Genomic DNA, 17370 nt, shown 5'->3' with positions numbered 1-17370 from the left:
GGTTGTCTCCTATTTATGGTCGTTGTTGTGCAGCTCGGAAAGAATCTCCTCGGTATGCTCGCCAAGCGTCGGCGCGGGTCGCCGGGTCGCTGTGGGTGTTGCCGACCAGCGGCCCAGAGGGGCCATGTCGCGGATGGGGCCTTCGGTCGGATGATGCAGGGTGCGAAAGAAGCCGGTTGCCTTCAGGTGCGGATCGTCCATCAGGGATTCCAGCGTATGGAGTGGCATGACGGGAATGTCTGCCGCATCCAGCGCTTGCAACCAGTAGGCGGTCGGGTGGCGTTTGAGCGCATCGCTGACCTCGGCGTACAGCGCTGCAATATGCTGCGTGCGCGAGGCGATCGAGGCCAGGCGGGGATCGTTCTGAACGCGTTCGGGCTGGCCGATGAGCGTGAAAAAGGACTTCCAGTGGCGATCGGTGTAGACCAGTGCGCAGACGAAACCGTCGCTGGTCGGGTAGGCCTGGCGCGAAGCGGCCAGCAGCCTCGGGTAGCCCGCCGGTGCGATGGCGGGTTCGTAGGTCAGGCCCGACATGTGTTCGCTCAGTACATAGGGCACCATGGTCTCGAACATGGGCACTTCGATGCACTGTCCTTGGCCGGTGCGCAAGCGGTGGACCAGGGCGGCGGTGATGGCGGTGGCGGCAGCCTGGCCGACGATGCGGTCCACGATGGCCAGCGGGATGTAGCGCGGCACGCCGTCGCCGACCTGTGCAATGAGCGTCGGAATGGCGCAGGCCGCCTGGATCATGTCGTCGTAGGCGGCGCGATTGGCGTAGGGGCCGTCGCTGCCGTAGCCGACCAGGGACAGATAAATGAGATCCGGCTTGAGCCGGGTGAGCGCTTCAGCAGATAAGCCCAGTCTGCGCAGTGCTGCGGGCCTTACGTTGCTCACGAACACGTCGGCGCTGCGGATCAGGGCATGGAAGACCGCGCGATCCTTGTCGGTCTTGAGGTCCAGCACGACGCTGCGCTTGTTCCGGTTCGTGTGCAGGAAGCCCGCGCTCATACCGGGGTTCTTCATCGGGCCGAGGTGACGAACGGTGTCGCCTTCAGGCGATTCGACCTTGATGACGTCGGCTCCCAGGTCGCCGAGAATCTGGGTGGCGAACGGCCCCATCAGGACATTGGTCAGGTCGACAATGCGCAAGCCTTGCAGCGGACCGGCCATCTCAGCGCTCTCCTTGCGCAGCCGTGCGCACGAAGGCCGCCGCAGGCATTGAGCCGCGCAGTGCCTCGCGTCCCACCACCTGGTGCCAGTAGTCCTCGGAGCCGTGCGCCATGCGCCACTCATGCAGGCGTCGGGTGAATAGCTGCAGATCGTATTCCTCGGTAATGCCGATGGCGCCATGGATCGAATGGGCGATCGCGCTGATGACCGGCACGGCCTCGCTGCTGCGCGCCTTGGCGATGGCTCCCTGCAATAGCGTGGGCGCATGCGCTGTCGCCCATGCGGATTGGGCTGCCATTCGGGCCGAGGCCAGTTGCTCGGCCATGACGGCCAGCTGATGCTGGATGGCCTGGAACTTGCCGATCGATCGGCCAAACTGGACGCGGTCATTGCCATAGGCGAGCGTCATCTGGAAAACCCGCTCCATTGCGCCCGCCAGCAAGGCGGCATGCAGCGCCGCCGCAAAGGCCGCGAAGCAGGCGCCGGGTCGTGCAAAGCGGGCGAAGGCCGGCTGCTTGTCCCAGCGCAGGGTGGCGCACTGGCTGCGTCCTTGCGCGACGCTCAGTCGCAGCGCCGATGCACAAGGAAGCAGCCACAGGCTATCGTCGTGTTCGGCGAGGACGAAGTCGGCGATCGTCCCGAAGGGAACCGCCGGACAGCTCAGACGTCCGTCGGGTGCGATGCGCAACGCGGGTGCCAGCGTGATCAGGCCCGCAGGGGCGGCACCGTCGGGCAGGAAGGCCTGCGCAGCGATCGACTGGCCGACCGGCAATGGAACGGCGTAGCGCCCGAGCAGTTCGAACACCGGGAACAGGTCCTGTGGGCAAGCCGCGGCTCCGCCCCGCTCCTCGGGCGTCAACAACTGCAGAAACCCGGCCTCGACGATGCGATGCCACAAAGGCAGGAAATCCCCGCCGGCCTCGATCGCCCGCACATCGGCGGGCGTGGCATGATCTCGAAGCATCGCTTCAAGTGCGTCAGCAAACATATCAGGCATTCCTTTCGTCGTTAACGCAGGCCCAGGCCGCGTGCGATCATGCCGCGCAGGATTTCGCGTGTTCCGCCCCGCAGGGAAAAGGTGGGCGCGACCTGGCTTACATAGGCAGCGGCCCGCAGCAAATCCATATCGACATCGTTCGTGGGATCGTCGGCAAGCAGCCCTTCGATGGCGGCGGGAATGGCTTGTTCGAATTCGGTGCCGATGTCCTTCACCAGGGCCGCCTCGACCACCGGGCTGGCGCCGTTGGCAAGTTGCGCGGCGACGGCGATCGACAGCTGGCGCAGGGCGAAAAGCTGGGTCAGGAATCGCCCCACGACTGCCTCGTATCGCGCACGGTCGGGGCGGCCGGCTAGCGATGCCATCCATCGATCCAGCAGGACAATGCTTGAATAGATGCGTTCGGGTCCGCTGCGCTCGAAGGCCAGCTCAGCGGTCACCTGCTCCCAGCCGGCGCCCTCGCTGCCGATCAGGGCTCCGCTGGTCAGCACGACATCATCGAAGAAGACTTCCGAAAAATGCGCGTCGCCCGTCAGGTCGACGATGGGCCGCACCGTTACGCCGGGCAGGCGCAAGTCGATGATGAACTGCGACAGACCCTTGTGCCTGTCGTCTGTCGAGCCGGAGGTGCGCAGCAAGGCGATCATGTAGTCGCAATGCTGGGCGTGGGTTGTCCAGATCTTTCTGCCATTCACGCGCCACCCGCCGCCTTCTTCCCGGGTTGCGCGGGTTGTCACGCTGGCCAGATCCGAACCGGCATTGGGCTCGCTCATGCCGATGCAGAAGAAAGCGCGGGCTGAGCAGATGCGGGGCAGGAAGAACGCCTTTTGCGCCTCGGTACCGTACCTCAGAATCAGCGGCCCGCTTTGTCGGTCGGCGATCCAGTGCGCCGATACCGGTGCGCCCGAGGCGAGCAGCTCCTCCACCAGCACGAAACGATGGAACACGCTCAGATCGGCGCCGCCATAGCGCCGGGGCAGCGTGGTGCCGACCCAACCGCGTGCGGCAAGTTGCCTGCTGAATGCGCTGTCGAATCCCATCCAGGAGCGTGCTCGCGCATCTGCGCCACGTGCCGGAAGATGGCGGTCGAGAAATGCGCGGACCTCCGACCTGAAGTGTTCGGCCTCGGCGGGGATGGTGGCGATCGAGAGCGAGGCGAGCAGACTGCTCATACTGCTGCCTCCTTGCGGTTTGCGGCCTGCGCAACAGGGATGGTTGGCATGAGAGACACCGGATCTGACAGGAGGCCTAAGGCTAAGGCGATCGCCTGAATGCAGTCCAATATCGTTTTGTCCATTACCGATACTAAAGTCGTATTCCGGCTAAACGTTTTCCCCTAGATGGAGTGCTGGAATCGAGTTCTCCATGGTGATATCCGATCGGTATCATTTTTATTGAGTTTGATATTGGACGGCGCTTTCGGGCTGACGCTACGCTCGGTGTGACTTCACTTTCGGGGGGACCGATGTCAGCATTCCTCAAGTATGAGCAGCATGAGCATGTCGTCACGCTAACCATGAATGAGCCGCAGCGGCGCAATCCCTTGACGGGCAACAGCGCGGTGCCCGAGTTTCTGGAGGCCGTCGCCCGGATCGAAGCCGATCCTAGCGTGCGCGCCGTGGTCATTACCGGCGCGGGGCCGGCATTCTGCGCCGGTGGCGATGTCAAAGCGATGCTGCAGCAGGCCAGTGGCGAGCGCGAGGGCCTGCAGATCCGTCAGGATTACCGCAGCGGGATTCAGAAACTACCCCTGGCGCTGTTCAACCTGGAGGTGCCACTGATCGCCGCCATCAATGGGCCGGCGATAGGTGCGGGGCTGGACCTGGCCTGCATGTGCGATATTCGCATTGCGGCCTCCAGCGCCACGTTTGCGGAGAGTTTCGTCAAACTCGGGATCATTCCCGGCGATGGCGGAGCCTGGTTGTTGCCGCGTATCGTCGGGCTTTCGCGAGCCAGCGAAATGTCGTTCACCGGGATGACCCTGGACGCGGAGACAGCGCTGCAGTGGGGGCTGGTCTCGCGGGTGGTGGAGCCGGAGAATCTGCTCGGCACGGCCATGGATATTGCGGCGAAAATCGTTGCCAATCCGCCGTATGCCGTCAGGTTGACCAAACGCCTGCTGCGCGAAGGTCTGCATACGCGGCTTGATACGCTGCTGGAGATGTCGGCGGCGTTTCAGGCTCTTTCACATCAAACGGCCGATCATCGCGAGGCTGTGACCGCATTCATTGAACGCCGCAAACCGGTTTTCACGCGGGCGCATATCGATTGATGCGGGCAACCAGGGGCCACAGGCATGGACCTTCGGCGTATTCGCCACTTTGTCGTCGTCGCTGAAACATTGAACTTTCGCCGGGCGGCGGAAAGGCTGCACATGGCGCAGCCGCCCCTGACAGTGTCGATCCAGAAGTTCGAAGCCGAGCTGGGCGTCAAGCTTTTCAATCGCGGCCCGGGCGGCATTGCCCTGACCCCGTCCGGCCATGCGGCGCTGGGCGAGGCGCGCAAGCTGTTGTTCCACGGTGCGCAACTCGTCGAGGTGGCCCGCAGCGCTTCCGAAGGCACGGGCGGCACGTTGTCGATCGGCTTCGTGGGGTCGGCCAGCTACGGCTTGTTGCAGCGTTTGATTCCGGTGTTCCGGGCCCGCTACCCCGGGGTGGAGCTCGGCTTGCGGGAGATGACCTCCACGCGCATTGTGGAGTCGGTCGATGGCGGTGAACTGGATATCGGCATCATCCGGATGCCGTTGCTGCAGGACACGCTGGGATGCCTGGTGCCGCTTGAAGAGGATCGCTTCGTCCTAGCCATCCCCTGCTCCAATGCCTTGGCCAAACAGTCCAGCGTGACGCTCGCTTCGTTAAGCGAGGAGCGTTTCGTGATGTACGCCTCCGGCCAGGCCATGGGGCTGCGCGCAGCCGCGATGCTGGCCTGCCAGCGCGCCGGCTTCGTGCCTCGCATCACCCAGGAGGCGGTGCAGATCCAGACGCTTTTGTCGCTGGTTGAAAGCGGCCTTGGAGTCGCGCTGGTGCCGTCGGTGATGGAGCGTTTCCAGAGCCCCAGAATCGTCTACCGCCACCTGGCCGATCCGCCCGAGACCGCGCAGATCGGTCTGTCGCTGCTGTATCGCCCCGACCGCGAAAGCGTTGCGGCCCACAATTTCCGGATGGTTGCCTGTCGTGTGCTGCACCCTGCCTCATCCAACGTCACGCCGCGATGAACCACGGGCGCCGGCTGTCGGCATGCTGCGGGCACAAAAAAACCCGCAGAGCGTTGATTCCTGCGGGTTTTGTGTACTACCTGAGACGACGGTAGACGGGTATTTGGTGCCGGTGAAAGGAATCGAACCCTCGACCTTCTCATTACAAGTGAGCTGCTCTACCAACTGAGCTACACCGGCCAGACGATCCCGCCATGATGGCGGGATCGCATTGTAAACAAACTGCGCGGCAGGCCGGGCGTTTATTTGACGATCGTCAGGCGCGGGCGCTTGGGTTCGTCGTCGCCGTCGGGGGGGCCGTCGGGCAGCGTGTCGCTCTCGGGGCTGTCGACGGGCGCGGCGGCGGTGGCCGCCGCCTGATCGTCGTCGTGCACCGGCGGCTCGTAGGGTTGCACCTCGAAGCCCATGCCGGCGCCGGTCTCGCGCGCATAGATGGCGCTGACTGCACCCACCGGCACCAGGACGTTTTCCGTCACGCCGCCGAACCGGGCCTGGAATTCGATGAATTCATTGCCCAGCAGCAGCTTGTTGGTAGCCAGGGTGCCGACGTTCAGGGTGATCTGCCCGTCACGCACGTGGCCCATGGGGACCAGCGTGTGTTCGTCGACCTGCACGGTCAGGTACGGCGTGTAGCCGTTGTCGGTACACCATTCGTGCAGGGCGCGGATCAGATACGGTTTGGTCGAGGTTTCGCCCATGACCTGCCTCTTAGCGACGCATGACTTTTTCGGACGGCGTCAGTGCCTCGATGTAGGCCGGGCGCGAGAAGATGCGCTCGGCGTACTTCTGCAGCGGCGCAGCGTTCTTGGGCAGTTCGATGCCGTAGTGATCCAGGCGCCACAGCAGCGGGGCCACGGCGACGTCCAGCATGGAGAACTCTTCGCCCAGCATGAACTTGTTCTTGAGCAGCAGCGGCGCGAGCTGGGCCAGGCGGTCGCGGATCGACTGGCGGGCCTGGACGAGGCGCTTGTCGTCGGGCTTGGCGCTGCGGTCTTCGAGGACGGAGACGTGGCTGAACAGCTCTTTCTCGAAGTTGAACAGGAACAGGCGGGTGCGCGCGCGCATGACGGGGTCGGCCGGCATGAGTTGCGGGTGCGGGAAGCGCTCGTCGATGTACTCGTTGATGATGTTCGACTCGTACAGGATGAGGTCGCGCTCGACCAGGATGGGGACCTGGCCGTAGGGGTTCATGACGGAGATGTCTTCCGGCTTGTTATAGAGGTCGATGTCGCGGATCTCGAAATCCATCCCTTTTTCGAACAGCACGAAACGGCAACGTTGCGAAAACGGGCAAGTGGTTCCGGAGTAGAGCACCATCATGGCGGTAAGTCCTTGTATTGAAAAGCGAAAGGCCAGCTCCGCCATGCGGGCGGGCGCTGGCCCCGAATGCCAGGCAACGACAGGGAGTGGTCCTCTCTGTGCAAGACCGACCGGCGCTTGCACGCTGGCCGGTTCGGCGGGGCCTCATAAGTTAGCGTACATGTTTCCAGTAGGCTGCGTTCAGGCGCCAGGCCACCAACAGGAAAAGGCCCAGAAAGATCATCACCCCGATCCCCAGTTGGATACGGAAGTGGCGAACCGGCTCGGCCATCCAGGTCATGAAGGCGGTCAGATCCGCGATATCGCGGTCGTAGGCGGCTGCGCGCGCGGGATCCAGGGCCTTGAACACTGCCTCGGGCATGGCCGCCTGGCCCTCTTCGGGCGTGACGGGCCTGGCCGTAGACATGGCATAACCCTGTACATCATACAACGTTGTCACCTTTTCCCAGCGATTGTCCCCACCCGGTCCTGGAGTTTCGCGTACGAAAACCCGCTTGAGCTCGCGCGGGCCCTGCCTTTCCCAGAGCGCGTGGGGCATGGCGGTGCCGGGCGCCAGCAGGTTGTTCCAGCCGGTGAGCGTGCTGCTGTCGCGATAGAAGGAGCGCAGATAGGTGTACAGATAGTCGCTGCCGCTGGCGCCGCCGGTGGTGGATTTGGCGCGTGCGATGACGGACAGATCCGGCGGCGTGATGCCGAACCATTTGCGGGCCTCTTCGGGCGTCATGGCGATGCGCATGGGGTCGCTGGTGCTTTCGCCGGTGAACAGCAGGTTGTCACGGATCTGTTGTTCGCTCAGGCCCAGCTCCTGCAGCGTGTTGTAACGCACCGCCTGGGCGCTGTGGCAGGTCAGGCAGTAGTTGATGAACAGTCTGGCGCCGTTCTGCAGCGAAGCCAGGTCGTGCGATGAGCGCGGCGCGCGCTCCGGCGTCATGGCGGGGGTAGCCGCCTGTGCGCCGGCACAGGCAAGCAGCAGGGTCAGCGCGGCCATCAGTGTCTTGATCATGCAGGGTCCTTTCGGGCGTCCGGGGCGCTCAAGGGCGCCGGAAGGTCAGGCGCTCGGGCACCGGCTTGCAGCGGCCCAGCCGGCTCCAGACCGGCATCAGCAGGAAAAAGGCCAGATAGATCAACGTGCCGGCCTGGGCGGCCAGGTGCGTGGCCGGAGTCGGCGCACGGGTCCCCAGGTAGCCCAGCATCAGGAAATCCACGATGAACAGCGCATAGACCGCCTTGTGCCACCCGGGCCGGTAACGGATGGATTTCACGGGTGAGCGGTCCAGCCATGGCAGAAAGAACAGGATGCCGACGGCGCCGCCCATGGTCATGACGCCCCAGAACTTGGCGTCTTCGGTGCGCAGCAGGACAGCCAGGAGCAGGAAGAGGACGGCGCCGACAAGCCGGGCCCGCAGGCTGCGTCGCCGCGTCAGCAGCCAGCTGAGGGCGGTCAGCAGCGCGGCGGCGGCCAGCACCCAGGTAAAACCGTCGGTGGCCGCGCGCAGCATGGCGTAGAACGGCGTGAAGTACCACACCGGGGCAATGTGCTCGGGTGTCTGCAGCGGGTCGGCCGGCACGAAGTTGTTGTATTCCAGGAAATAGCCGCCCATCTCGGGCGCAAAGAACACAATGGCCGCGAACACCAGCAGGAAGATCGCGACACCCAGCAGGTCATGCACGGTGTAGAAAGGATGGAATGGCACGGTATCCAGCGGCCGCCCGTGGCGGTCACGCGGGCCCTCGCGCACTTCGATGCCGTCGGGGTTGCCTGAACCGACCTGGCGCAAGGCCACCAGGTGGGCGGCCACCAGCGCGATGAGCACCAGCGGGATCGCGATGACGTGAAAGGCAAAGAAGCGCGTCAGGGTCGCATCCGAAACGACATATCCGCCGCGTATCCAGAGCGCCAGATCGGGGCCGATGTAGGGAATGGCGGAGAACAGGTTCACGATGGCCTGCGCGCCCCAGTACGACATCTGGCCCCACGGCAGCAGGTAGCCGAAAAAGGCTTCGGCCATCAGGCACAGGAAAAGGGCCATTCCCAGGATCCAGACCAGTTCCCGGGGTTGGCGATAGGACCCGTAGAACAGACCGCGCAGCATGTGCAGATAGATCACCACGAAGAACAAGGAAGCGCCGGTGGAGTGCATGTAGCGCATCAGCCAGCCCCAGGGAACTTCGCGCATGATGTACTCGATCGAGGCGAAGGCTTGCGCGGCGTCCGGCTTGTAGTGCATCACCAGGAAAATGCCGCTCACGATCTGAATTACGAAAATCAGCAACGCCAGCGAGCCGAACAAGTACCAAAGATTGAAGTTCTTGGGGACGTAATATTCCGTGAAATGCGCCTTCCAGGTGGACGTCACGGGGAAACGCCGGTCCAGCCAGGCCAGCAGGCCAGCAGCGGATTCCTCGGGTTTTTCACCAGCCATTCACGGGGCTCCTTCTTGATGCCGGGCGACGCGCGCCAGCGGGCTCAGGCCTGGCTGTCGTCGTCGACACCCACGATGATGCGGGAGTCGCTGAGATAGCGGTACGGCGGGATTTCCAGGTTGTCGGGCGCGGGCTTGTCTTTGTAGACCCGCCCGGCCAGATCGAAGGTCGAACCATGGCAGGGGCAGAGAAAGCCGCCTGCCCAGCTGTCGGGCATGCCGGCGGCATCGCCGGGCTCGAATTGCGGCCGGGGCACGCACCCCAGATGCGTGCAGATGCCCACGCATACGAAGAGATCGGGCTCGCGCGAGCGATATTCGTTGCGGGCATAGGCGGGGGTGTAGCCGGGGCGTCGGGATCCCGGGTCGGCCAGCAGGGCGTTCTGGGAAGACAGGCCGGCCAGCTGGGCTTCGCTGCGGCGCAGGATCCATACCGGTTTGCCACGCCACTCGACGGTGCGCATCTGGCCTGGAGCCAGGTCGGTGATGTCGACCTCGACGGGTTCCGCGGCCGCACGGGCTCGTGCCGAGGGGCCAAGCGAGCGGACCAGCGGCACGGTTACCGCCGCTCCGGCAATGCCGCCCAGGGCGCAGGCCGTGGCTATCCAGAAGCGCCGTGAAGGATCGGGAGGGAGCTTGGGATCCACGGCGCCGTCGTCATCGAGCATCGGGGTGTCCTGGCTCATTTCCTGTCCTTGTGGGTCCGCTGAGCTTGTTTTAGGATCGATCTTGCGATGGCGGGCAGCGGGGAAAAGGTCGTCGCGTCGTCGCTGCGTATTATAGTCCTGCCTCACTTTACTACTGCACCGTCACTCGGGAAGGGAATACACATGAGCAATGGCAAGGGTTTTCTGCAAGAGTTCCGCGACTTTGCGGTCAAGGGCAACGCCGTCGATCTCGCTGTGGGCGTCATCATCGGCGCGGCGTTCGGCAAGATCGTCGATTCGATCGTCAAAGACCTGGTCATGCCCGTGGTGAACTTCATCCTGGGCGGTTCGGTGGATTTCACCAACAAGTTCATCGTGCTGTCCATGCCGGAGGGCTACACCGGCCCGCAGACCTATGCCGACCTGAATCAGGCCGGTGCCGTGCTGCTGGCCTGGGGGAACTTCGTCACCATCCTGATCAACTTCGTGCTGCTGGCCCTGATCATTTTCTGGATGGTGAAGCTGGTCAACAAGGCCCGTCAGCAACCTGAGCCGCAAGTCGCGCCGGCCGAGCCGGCTCCCACGCCGGAAGACATCGTGCTGCTGCGCGAGATCCGCGACTCGCTCAAGAAATAAGCGAGCCGCGCAGGGCGGTGGCCTCAGATCGGATTGTCGATGTCGATGAATTCGACCTTGATGCCGAACTCGGCGGCCACCGCTTCGCCCAGGGCCTGCACGCCATAGCGTTCGGTGGCGTGATGGCCGGCGGCAATGAAACCCACGCCGGTTTCACGCGCCAGATGCGCATTGGGTTCCGAGGCCTCGCCCGTGATGTACACGGTGGCGCCGGCTTCGACAGCCTCCTGCATCATGCTCTGGGCGCCGCCCGTGCACCAGGCCACCCTGCCCACCGGGGCCTGCGCGTCGCCGACCCACAGGGCCTGGCGCTGCAACCGTTGCGAGATCTGTTCGGCGAACTGGCCCAGCGTGGCGGCCTCGGGCGCTTCGCCCAGCCAGATCAGGCCGTCCCGTCCGCAGGTCAGCGGCGCGCCTTCGACGTCGCGCAGCGGCTGCAGGCCCAGCACGCGCGCCAGTTGCGCGTTATTGCCCAGCGTCGGATGCGCGTCCAGCGGCAGGTGATAGCCGATCAGGTTCAGGTCATGGGCCAGGGTGAGCGCCAGGCGCCGGCGGCGCGGGCCCAGCACGCGCGGATCCTCGTTGCGCCAGAACCAGCCGTGATGCACCAGTACCGCATCCGCGCCACGTTCGATGGCAGCGCGCAGCAAGGCTTCGGAAGCCGTCACTCCGGTGATAATGTGGCGGATTTCGGGTTTGCCCTCGACCTGCAGGCCGTTGGGTGCGTAGTCCCGAAAGCGCGGTGCCTGCAGCGTGGTATCCAGCCAGGCTGTTAGCCTGCGGACGTCGACAGTATTCATGTTTATCCCGTAAAGAAAATGCGTCGCCTTTGGCTGATCTTTGCCCAGGCTGTCACGGTTTGCCTGGCCATTTTATTCATCGTAACCACGCTGCGCCCCGATTGGGTCAGGCTGGGCGGGCCGCCGCCTGCGCCGGCTGTGGGCGTGGTCAGCTATGCCCAGGCGGTGGCCCAGGCCGCGCCTTCGGTGGTCAACGTCTATACCACCAAGCATATCAATGTGCCCCTGCTGCCCCTGCCCGACGATCCGGCTCTGAGGCAGTTCCTGGGCCAGATTCCGGGCTTCTCGCGACGCCAGGCCAGCACCAACCTGGGCTCGGGCGTGATCGCCGATGCGCGCGGTTATGTACTGACCAACTATCACGTGATCGAGGCAGCCGACGCCATCGAAGTGGCGCTGTCCGATGGTCGGCAGGTCAGCGCCAAGGTGGTGGGCGATGATCCGGAAACCGATCTGGCCGTGCTGAAGCTGCCCGACGACATGACGCAGCTGCCTGTGGCCCAGGCCAGCACGGTGCCGCCCCTGCGGGTGGGCGATGTGGTGCTGGCCATCGGCAATCCGTTCGGCGTGGGCCAGACCACCACCCAGGGCATCGTGTCGGCCCTGGGCCGCAACGGGCTGGGGATCAACGCCTACGAGAATTTCATCCAGACCGATGCCGCCATCAATCCCGGCAATTCCGGGGGGGCGCTGATCGATACCCAGGGTCGCCTGGTGGGCATCAATACGGCCATTTACTCGCGTACCGGGGGATCGCTGGGCATCGGCTTCGCCATCCCCATCGATAGCGCGCGCCGCGTGATGCAGGACATCATCGAGCATGGCGCGGTGCGCCGTGGCTGGTTGGGCATCGAGCCCCAGGATCTCACCCCGGAGCTGGCGCGCGCGTTTCGCCTGGCGCCCCATGCCGATGGCGTGATCGTCGCCGGTGTGCTGCGTGGCGGGCCGGCCGACAAGTCCGGCCTGCGGATCGGGGATATCGTGCAGCGTTTCGATGGTCGTCCGGTGCGTGACACGATGCTGCTGCTGCGCTGGATCGCGGCGGCCACGCCGGGGCAGGTCGTGACCCTGCAGGTGCTGCGCGCCGGCGCCCAGCGCGAAATCCCGGTCACCATGGGGCTGCGCCCCACCCGGCCGCGCTGATGCGCCGGCCCTGACGACAACGCCAGGCAATGCCTGGCGTGGTGTCGTCGGCGCAGCGCTCAGGGCCGCTCGGTCAGGGCGCCCTCTTCATCGCTTTCGTCGCGCCGGCGCGGGCGCACCAGGCGGGCGCACAGCAGGCCAACCTCATAGAGCAGGCACAGCGGCACGGCCAGCATGAACTGGCTGACCACGTCGGGAGGCGTCACGATGGCGGCGATCACGAAGGCGCCCACCACCACGTAGCCGCGCGCCTGGCGCAGCTTGACCACGTCCACCAGCCCGGTCTTGACCAGCAGCACCACCGCCACCGGCACCTCGAAGGTGATGCCGAAGGCCAGGAACATGGTCATCACGAAGCTGAGATAGGCCTCGATGTCCGGCGCCGGCGTGATCGATTGCGGGGCAAAACCGGCAATGAAGTGGAACACCGTGCGAAAGACGAAGAAATAGCAAAATGCCATGCCCAGCAGGAACAGCAGCGTGCTGGACGTGATGAGCGGCAGCGCCAGGCGCTTTTCGTGGCGGTACAGGCCGGGCGCGACAAAGGCCCAGGCCTGGTAGAGCACCACCGGCAGGGAGATCACGAAGGCCGCCAGCATGGTGACCTTGACCGGCACCATGAAGGGCGTGATGACGCCAGTGGCGATCATGCGCGTGCCTTGCGGCAGCGAGGCCAGCATGGGCTGGGCCAGCACGTCATAGATGGCGGAGGCGCCCGGATAGGCGAACAGCACCAGGAAGACCGCCAGCACGGCGCCAGCCGCCTTCAGCAGCCGCGAGCGCAGCTCCACCAGATGCGACATGAAGCTTTCCTGCGGCATCTCTTCTTCTGGCTTGGGGGCTTCCTGGCTCACGTTGCGTTACCTGCATTGCCGCTGGGCGGCGTTCTGGACTCGGTGGCGGGCGCGTTGCCTGCAGCGGGCGCGGCTTGCGGGGCGGCGTGCGCTGCCGGATCGGACGCGGGCTTGAGCGCCGTGTCTTCGGGCAGCGCCGCAGCCCTTGTGCCTGTCGGAGGAGGCTCGCTGTCCGGGGGCGGGGGCGCGATGCTGCGCTTGGCCTCGGCGGCGGTTTCGTCCAACGTGCGCTGGGCGGCCTCCAGGTCGCCGCGCACCGAATCGCCTGCCTGTCGCAGCGATTGGTTGACATCCTGGGCTGCGTCATCCATCTGCTGCTTGAACTTGCGCAGCTCGTCGAGCTCGATTTCACGCTGGATGTCGGATTTCACATCGTTGACATAGCGTTGCGCGCGGCCAAGCAGGTGGCCGACCGTGCGCGCGACCTTGGGCAGGCGTTCGGGGCCGAGGATAACCAGCGCCACGACGCCGATCACGATCAATTCCGTGAAACTGACATCAAACATGCATGTGCCGCCAATTCAAGGGAGCGGGGCGAGCCCGGGATCAGGAGTTCTGTTTCTCTTTGGCCTGCACGTCGATGGTGTCGTCGGCGCGTTGCTGCGTGACCTGCTCGGTTTTCTCGGCATTGGCGTCTTTCATGCCTTCCTTGAAGCCCTTTACCGCGCCGCCCAGATCCGAGCCGATGTTGCGCAGTTTCTTGGTACCAAAAACCAGGGCGACGATGACCAGAACGATCAGCCAGTGCCAAATGCTGAAGCTACCCATGACAACTCTCCGTATTTACGCGTTGGGAGCGACGCGGCCTTTCCAGGGACGCGAACCACCAAGAATGTGGAAATGCAGGTGCGGAACTTCCTGACCGCCTTCGACGCCGGAGTTGGCCATCAGGCGAAAGCCCCCGTCAGGTCCCGGGTTGCAGCCGTTTTCGGCCGCCAGACGCGGAACCAGCGTCATCATTCTACCCAACCAGCCCGCATCCTCGGCCGTGACGTCCTGCATCGATACAACATGGCGGCGCGGGATCAGCAGCAGATGCACCGGCGCGGCCGGGTTGATGTCGTGAAACACCACGAAGTCATCGTCTTCGTAGACTTTCTTGGCCGGGATCTCGCCGCGGGCGATTTTGCAGAAGATACAGTTTTCGCTCATGTGGTCCTCATTCGGCGGGACGACGGGCTTTTTCTTCCAGCCCGGACAGCCCTTCGCGGCGGGCCAGTTCGGCCAGCACCGCTTCGGGCCGCAGATTGTAATGAGTCAGCGCGACCAGGCAATGGAACCAGAGATCGGCGGTTTCGCTGACGATGCGATCGGGTTGGCCGTCCTTGGCCGCCATGACCAATTCGGTGGCTTCTTCGCCGATCTTCTTCAAAAAGGCGTCCGGTCCCTTGGCCAGCAGCTTGGCGACATAGGAGGCTTGCGGGTCGCCGCCCTGGTCGGGGCGGCGGCTGTGCAGGGTGTCGGCCACGCGCGCGAGCACGTCCTGGCCATAGGGGGTGGTTTCGCTCATTTGTAGATCAGTTCGGGGTCTTTCAGAACCGGGTCGACGGTGGTCCAGGCGCCGTCGTCCAGGCGGCGGTAGAAGCAACTGGCACGGCCGGTATGGCAGGCGATGCCGCCGTGCTGGCGCACTTTCAGCAGCACGACGTCGCCGTCGCAATCCAGGCGCAGTTCATGGACCTCTTGACCATGACCGGACTCCTCGCCCTTGCGCCAGAGCTTCTGGCGTGAGCGCGACCAGTACACCGCGCGCCCGGTGGCCGCGGTTTCTGCCAGGGATTCGCGGTTCATCCAGGCCACCATCAGGATCTGGCCGTTCTCGGCGTCCTGGGCGATGGCGGGAATCAGGCCGTTGTCGTCGAAGACGACCTCGGCCATCCAATCCGGTTCGATAGTCATGATTAATCCAGTCTGACGGGGATGCCGCGGCGGGCCATGTATTCCTTGCACTCGCGCACGGTGTGCTGGCCGAAGTGGAAGATGCTCGCTGCCAGCACTGCATTGGCGCGGCCGGTGGTCACGCCCTCGGCCAGGTGCTCCAGGCTGCCCACGCCGCCAGAGGCGATCACGGGGACCGGCACGGCATCGGAGACGGCCCGTGTGAGCTCGAGATCGAAGCCGGACTTGGTGCCGTCGCGGTCCATGCTGGTGAGCAGGATCTCACCGGCCCCATAGGCGGCCATGCGGCGTGCCCATTCGATGGCGTCCAGACCGGTGGCCTTGCGCCCGCCGTGGGTGAAGACTTCCCAGCGGGCCGGCTCGTGCGCGGCGCTTACGCGGCGCGCGTCGATGGCCACGACGATGCATTGCGAGCCATGGTAGTCGGCCGCTTCGCGCACCAGTTCGGGGCGGCTGACCGCCGCGCTGTTGATGCTGACCTTGTCGGCGCCCGCGTTCAGCAGGCGCTGGATATCCGCAACCTGGCGCACGCCACCGCCCACCGTCAGGGGGATGAAGACCTGCGAGGCGACCTGTTCGATGATGGGCAGGATCAGATCGCGGTCGTCGCTGGTGGCGGTGATGTCCAGAAAGGTCAGTTCGTCGGCGCCCTGCTCATCGTAGCGACGCGCGATTTCCACGGGGTCGCCGGCGTCGGTCAGGTTGACGAAGTTCACGCCCTTGACCACCCGCCCGGCGGTGACGTCCAGGCAGGGGATGATGCGGCGGGTCAGGCCGGAGTCGGCGGTCTGTTCGCCGCTCATGCCGTCAGCTCGTCGGCGCGCAATTGGGCGGCCTGAAAGTCCAGCGTGCCCTCGTAGATGCTGCGGCCCAGGATGGCGCCTTCGACGCCGTCGCTTTCCACGGCGCACAGCGCCTCGATGTCGGCCATGCCGGCGATGCCGCCGGAGGCGTACACGGGAATGCGCACATGTTGCGCCAGGCGCACCGTGGCTTCGACGTTCACGCCCGAGAGCATGCCGTCGCGGCCGATGTCGGTGTAGATGATGGCCTCGCAGCCGTAGTCTTCGAATTTCTTGGCCAGATCGAGCACATCGTGGCGCGTGAGCTTGCTCCAGCCGTCGGTGGCGATCTTGCCGTCGCGCGCGTCCAGCCCGACGATGATCTGGCCGGGGAAGGCGCCGCAGGCGTCTTGCAGGAAGCCCGGGTTCTTGACCGCGGCCGTGCCGATGATCACGTAGGAGATGCCGGCATCGAGATAGCGCTCGATGGTGTCCAGGTCACGGATGCCACCGCCGATCTGGACCGGGATGTCGTCGCCCACGGTATCGAGAATGGCCTTGATGGGGGCTTCGTTCTTGGGCTTTCCGGCAACAGCGCCGTTCAGGTCGACCAGATGCAGCCGGCGGGCGCCCTGTTCAAGCCAGCGGGCAGCCATGGCGGCGGGGTCTTCGGAGAACACCGTAGCATCGTCCAGGTCACCCTGGCGCAAGCGCACGCAGCGCCCGTCTTTGAGGTCGATGGCGGGGATCAGCAGCATGGTGGATATCGAGCGAAAGAAATGAAACGGTTAAAAAAGGGCCGGCCGGAGCTCGTCCGCGGGCGGCTATGGCTGCCAGTCTACAAAATTGCGATAGAGGCGCAAACCGTGCTCGGCGCTCTTCTCGGGGTGGAACTGAACCGCAAAAATGTTACTGGCGGCCACGGCACAGGTAAAGCGATGGCCATACTCGCTTTCCCCCACCGTCAGGGCGGGGTCGGCGGGTGCGACGTAATAGCTGTGGACAAAATAGAAATGGGCCCCGTCCGGAATCCCTTGCCACAGGGCATGAGCACGGGTCTGATGGACCCGGTTCCAGCCCATGTGCGGGACTTTCAGGCGTTCGGGGCCTTGCGGGTCGGCAGCGCCATCGGCAAAGGCGGCGCCGGCAAAGCGGCGTACCTTCCCGGGGAAGATATCCAGGCAGGCGCTGTCGCCTTCCTCGCTGGTGGAGAACAACATCTGTTCTCCCACGCATACGCCCAGCAGCGGCTTGCTGCGTGCCGCGCGCAGCACCGCCTCGCGCAGGCCCGAGGCGTTCAGGTTGCGCATGCAGTCGCCCATGGCTCCCTGGCCGGGAAACACGACCCGGTCGGCCGCGTCGATATCTTCGGCGCGGTTGCAGATGCGGATGTCAGCCTGGGGCGCTGCGGCGTGCAGCGCGCGGGCCACGGAATGGAAGTTGCCCATTCCGTAATCGACGATGGCGATAGTGCTCAATTAGTGT

At 64.8% G+C, this 17370-nt stretch carries 22 protein-coding genes and 1 tRNA gene; 4 read left to right on the top strand and 19 right to left on the bottom strand.

Features of this window, described 5'->3' with window-relative positions:
• Positions 1-9: 9 nt before the first annotated feature.
• From A7V84_RS05435 to A7V84_RS05425, 3 genes are read right to left on the bottom strand one after another with little or no spacing between them, the layout of a single operon-like run.
• Positions 10-1170 carry a CaiB/BaiF CoA transferase family protein gene (locus A7V84_RS05435; protein ID WP_033534331.1) on the bottom strand — a complete coding sequence of 387 codons (1161 nt, stop codon included), beginning with the start codon at positions 1168-1170 and terminating at the stop codon, positions 10-12.
• A gap of 1 nt (position 1171) precedes the next feature.
• Positions 1172-2158 carry an acyl-CoA dehydrogenase family protein gene (locus A7V84_RS05430; protein ID WP_033534332.1) on the bottom strand — a complete coding sequence of 329 codons (987 nt, stop codon included), beginning with the start codon at positions 2156-2158 and terminating at the stop codon, positions 1172-1174.
• A gap of 20 nt (positions 2159-2178) precedes the next feature.
• Positions 2179-3339: an acyl-CoA dehydrogenase family protein gene (locus A7V84_RS05425; RefSeq protein WP_033534333.1), complete on the bottom strand. Its 1161-nt coding sequence runs from the start codon at positions 3337-3339 to the stop codon at positions 2179-2181.
• Between the two features lie 293 nt (positions 3340-3632).
• Here A7V84_RS05425 and A7V84_RS05420 point away from each other — a divergent pair, with 293 nt between their 5' ends.
• Together A7V84_RS05420 and A7V84_RS05415 are read left to right on the top strand one after the other, a co-directional pair.
• Positions 3633-4439, top strand: a complete 807-nt coding sequence (locus A7V84_RS05420) for a crotonase/enoyl-CoA hydratase family protein (protein ID WP_063491672.1) — start codon at positions 3633-3635, stop codon at positions 4437-4439.
• 24 nt (positions 4440-4463) lie between these two features.
• Positions 4464-5381, top strand: coding sequence for a LysR family transcriptional regulator (locus tag A7V84_RS05415; protein WP_063491671.1), 918 nt, complete (start codon positions 4464-4466; stop codon positions 5379-5381).
• 104 nt (positions 5382-5485) lie between these two features.
• Here A7V84_RS05415 and A7V84_RS05410 read toward each other — a convergent pair.
• The 6 genes from A7V84_RS05410 to petA all read right to left on the bottom strand — a co-directional run bounded on the left by A7V84_RS05410 (position 5486) and on the right by petA (position 9810).
• Positions 5486-5561 (bottom strand) — tRNA-Thr (locus A7V84_RS05410).
• Positions 5562-5623: 62 nt separating this feature from the next.
• On the bottom strand, positions 5624-6079 hold the full coding sequence (locus tag A7V84_RS05405) for a ClpXP protease specificity-enhancing factor (RefSeq protein ID WP_025514999.1): 456 nt from the start codon (positions 6077-6079) through the stop codon (positions 5624-5626).
• A 10-nt stretch (positions 6080-6089) separates the two neighbouring features.
• Positions 6090-6701, bottom strand: a complete 612-nt coding sequence (locus A7V84_RS05400; RefSeq protein WP_025515000.1) for a glutathione S-transferase N-terminal domain-containing protein — start codon at positions 6699-6701, stop codon at positions 6090-6092.
• Positions 6702-6852: 151 nt separating this feature from the next.
• Positions 6853-7704: a cytochrome c1 gene (locus A7V84_RS05395; RefSeq protein WP_063491670.1), complete on the bottom strand. Its 852-nt coding sequence runs from the start codon at positions 7702-7704 to the stop codon at positions 6853-6855.
• 28 nt (positions 7705-7732) lie between these two features.
• Positions 7733-9124 (bottom strand): cytochrome b, encoded by a 1392-nt coding sequence (locus A7V84_RS05390; protein ID WP_025515002.1) that lies wholly within the window; start codon positions 9122-9124, stop codon positions 7733-7735.
• Between the two features lie 44 nt (positions 9125-9168).
• Positions 9169-9810, bottom strand: coding sequence for a ubiquinol-cytochrome c reductase iron-sulfur subunit (gene petA, locus A7V84_RS05385; protein ID WP_025515003.1), 642 nt, complete (start codon positions 9808-9810; stop codon positions 9169-9171).
• A 144-nt stretch (positions 9811-9954) separates the two neighbouring features.
• On the opposite strand from petA, the gene mscL reads away from it, so the two are divergent.
• On the top strand, positions 9955-10407 hold the full coding sequence (mscL, locus tag A7V84_RS05380) for a large conductance mechanosensitive channel protein MscL (RefSeq protein WP_025515004.1): 453 nt from the start codon (positions 9955-9957) through the stop codon (positions 10405-10407).
• 23 nt (positions 10408-10430) lie between these two features.
• On the opposite strand, the gene A7V84_RS05375 is transcribed toward mscL, so the two are convergent.
• Positions 10431-11207 carry a Nif3-like dinuclear metal center hexameric protein gene (locus tag A7V84_RS05375; RefSeq protein WP_025515005.1) on the bottom strand — a complete coding sequence of 259 codons (777 nt, stop codon included), beginning with the start codon at positions 11205-11207 and terminating at the stop codon, positions 10431-10433.
• Between the two features lie 18 nt (positions 11208-11225).
• On the opposite strand from A7V84_RS05375, the gene A7V84_RS05370 reads away from it, so the two are divergent.
• The gene (locus A7V84_RS05370; protein ID WP_063491669.1) at positions 11226-12350 is read left to right on the top strand and encodes a trypsin-like peptidase domain-containing protein; all 1125 of its coding nucleotides are present in this window, start codon (positions 11226-11228) and stop codon (positions 12348-12350) included.
• 59 nt (positions 12351-12409) lie between these two features.
• On the opposite strand, the gene tatC is transcribed toward A7V84_RS05370, so the two are convergent.
• The 9 genes from tatC to hisH all read right to left on the bottom strand — a co-directional run bounded on the left by tatC (position 12410) and on the right by hisH (position 17363).
• Positions 12410-13171: a twin-arginine translocase subunit TatC gene (gene tatC, locus A7V84_RS05365; protein WP_101605189.1), complete on the bottom strand. Its 762-nt coding sequence runs from the start codon at positions 13169-13171 to the stop codon at positions 12410-12412.
• Positions 13172-13200: 29 nt separating this feature from the next.
• On the bottom strand, positions 13201-13710 hold the full coding sequence (gene tatB / locus A7V84_RS05360) for a Sec-independent protein translocase protein TatB (protein ID WP_063939975.1): 510 nt from the start codon (positions 13708-13710) through the stop codon (positions 13201-13203).
• 40 nt (positions 13711-13750) lie between these two features.
• Positions 13751-13972 carry a Sec-independent protein translocase subunit TatA gene (gene tatA, locus A7V84_RS05355; protein WP_025515009.1) on the bottom strand — a complete coding sequence of 74 codons (222 nt, stop codon included), beginning with the start codon at positions 13970-13972 and terminating at the stop codon, positions 13751-13753.
• A 15-nt stretch (positions 13973-13987) separates the two neighbouring features.
• The gene (locus A7V84_RS05350) at positions 13988-14356 is read right to left on the bottom strand and encodes a histidine triad nucleotide-binding protein (RefSeq protein WP_025515010.1); all 369 of its coding nucleotides are present in this window, start codon (positions 14354-14356) and stop codon (positions 13988-13990) included.
• Between the two features lie 7 nt (positions 14357-14363).
• On the bottom strand, positions 14364-14714 hold the full coding sequence (locus tag A7V84_RS05345; protein WP_025515011.1) for a phosphoribosyl-ATP diphosphatase: 351 nt from the start codon (positions 14712-14714) through the stop codon (positions 14364-14366).
• Complete coding sequence (gene hisI / locus A7V84_RS05340; RefSeq protein WP_025515012.1) at positions 14711-15103, bottom strand: phosphoribosyl-AMP cyclohydrolase; 393 nt, start codon at positions 15101-15103, stop codon at positions 14711-14713. The genes A7V84_RS05345 and hisI overlap by 4 nt, the downstream gene beginning before the upstream one ends.
• 2 nt (positions 15104-15105) lie before the next feature.
• On the bottom strand, positions 15106-15906 hold the full coding sequence (gene hisF / locus A7V84_RS05335; protein ID WP_025515013.1) for an imidazole glycerol phosphate synthase subunit HisF: 801 nt from the start codon (positions 15904-15906) through the stop codon (positions 15106-15108).
• The gene (gene hisA, locus A7V84_RS05330; RefSeq protein WP_025515014.1) at positions 15903-16643 is read right to left on the bottom strand and encodes a 1-(5-phosphoribosyl)-5-[(5-phosphoribosylamino)methylideneamino]imidazole-4-carboxamide isomerase; all 741 of its coding nucleotides are present in this window, start codon (positions 16641-16643) and stop codon (positions 15903-15905) included. The genes hisF and hisA overlap by 4 nt, the downstream gene beginning before the upstream one ends.
• Positions 16644-16709: 66 nt before the next feature.
• Positions 16710-17363, bottom strand: a complete 654-nt coding sequence (gene hisH, locus A7V84_RS05325) for an imidazole glycerol phosphate synthase subunit HisH (RefSeq protein WP_025515015.1) — start codon at positions 17361-17363, stop codon at positions 16710-16712.
• Positions 17364-17370 lie beyond the last annotated feature (7 nt).

This window comes from Bordetella trematum, from assembly GCF_900078335.1.
In the GTDB taxonomy this organism is placed as follows: Bacteria; Pseudomonadota; Gammaproteobacteria; order Burkholderiales; family Burkholderiaceae_B; genus Bordetella; species Bordetella trematum.
This window is presented reverse-complemented; position numbering and strand designations above follow the sequence as displayed.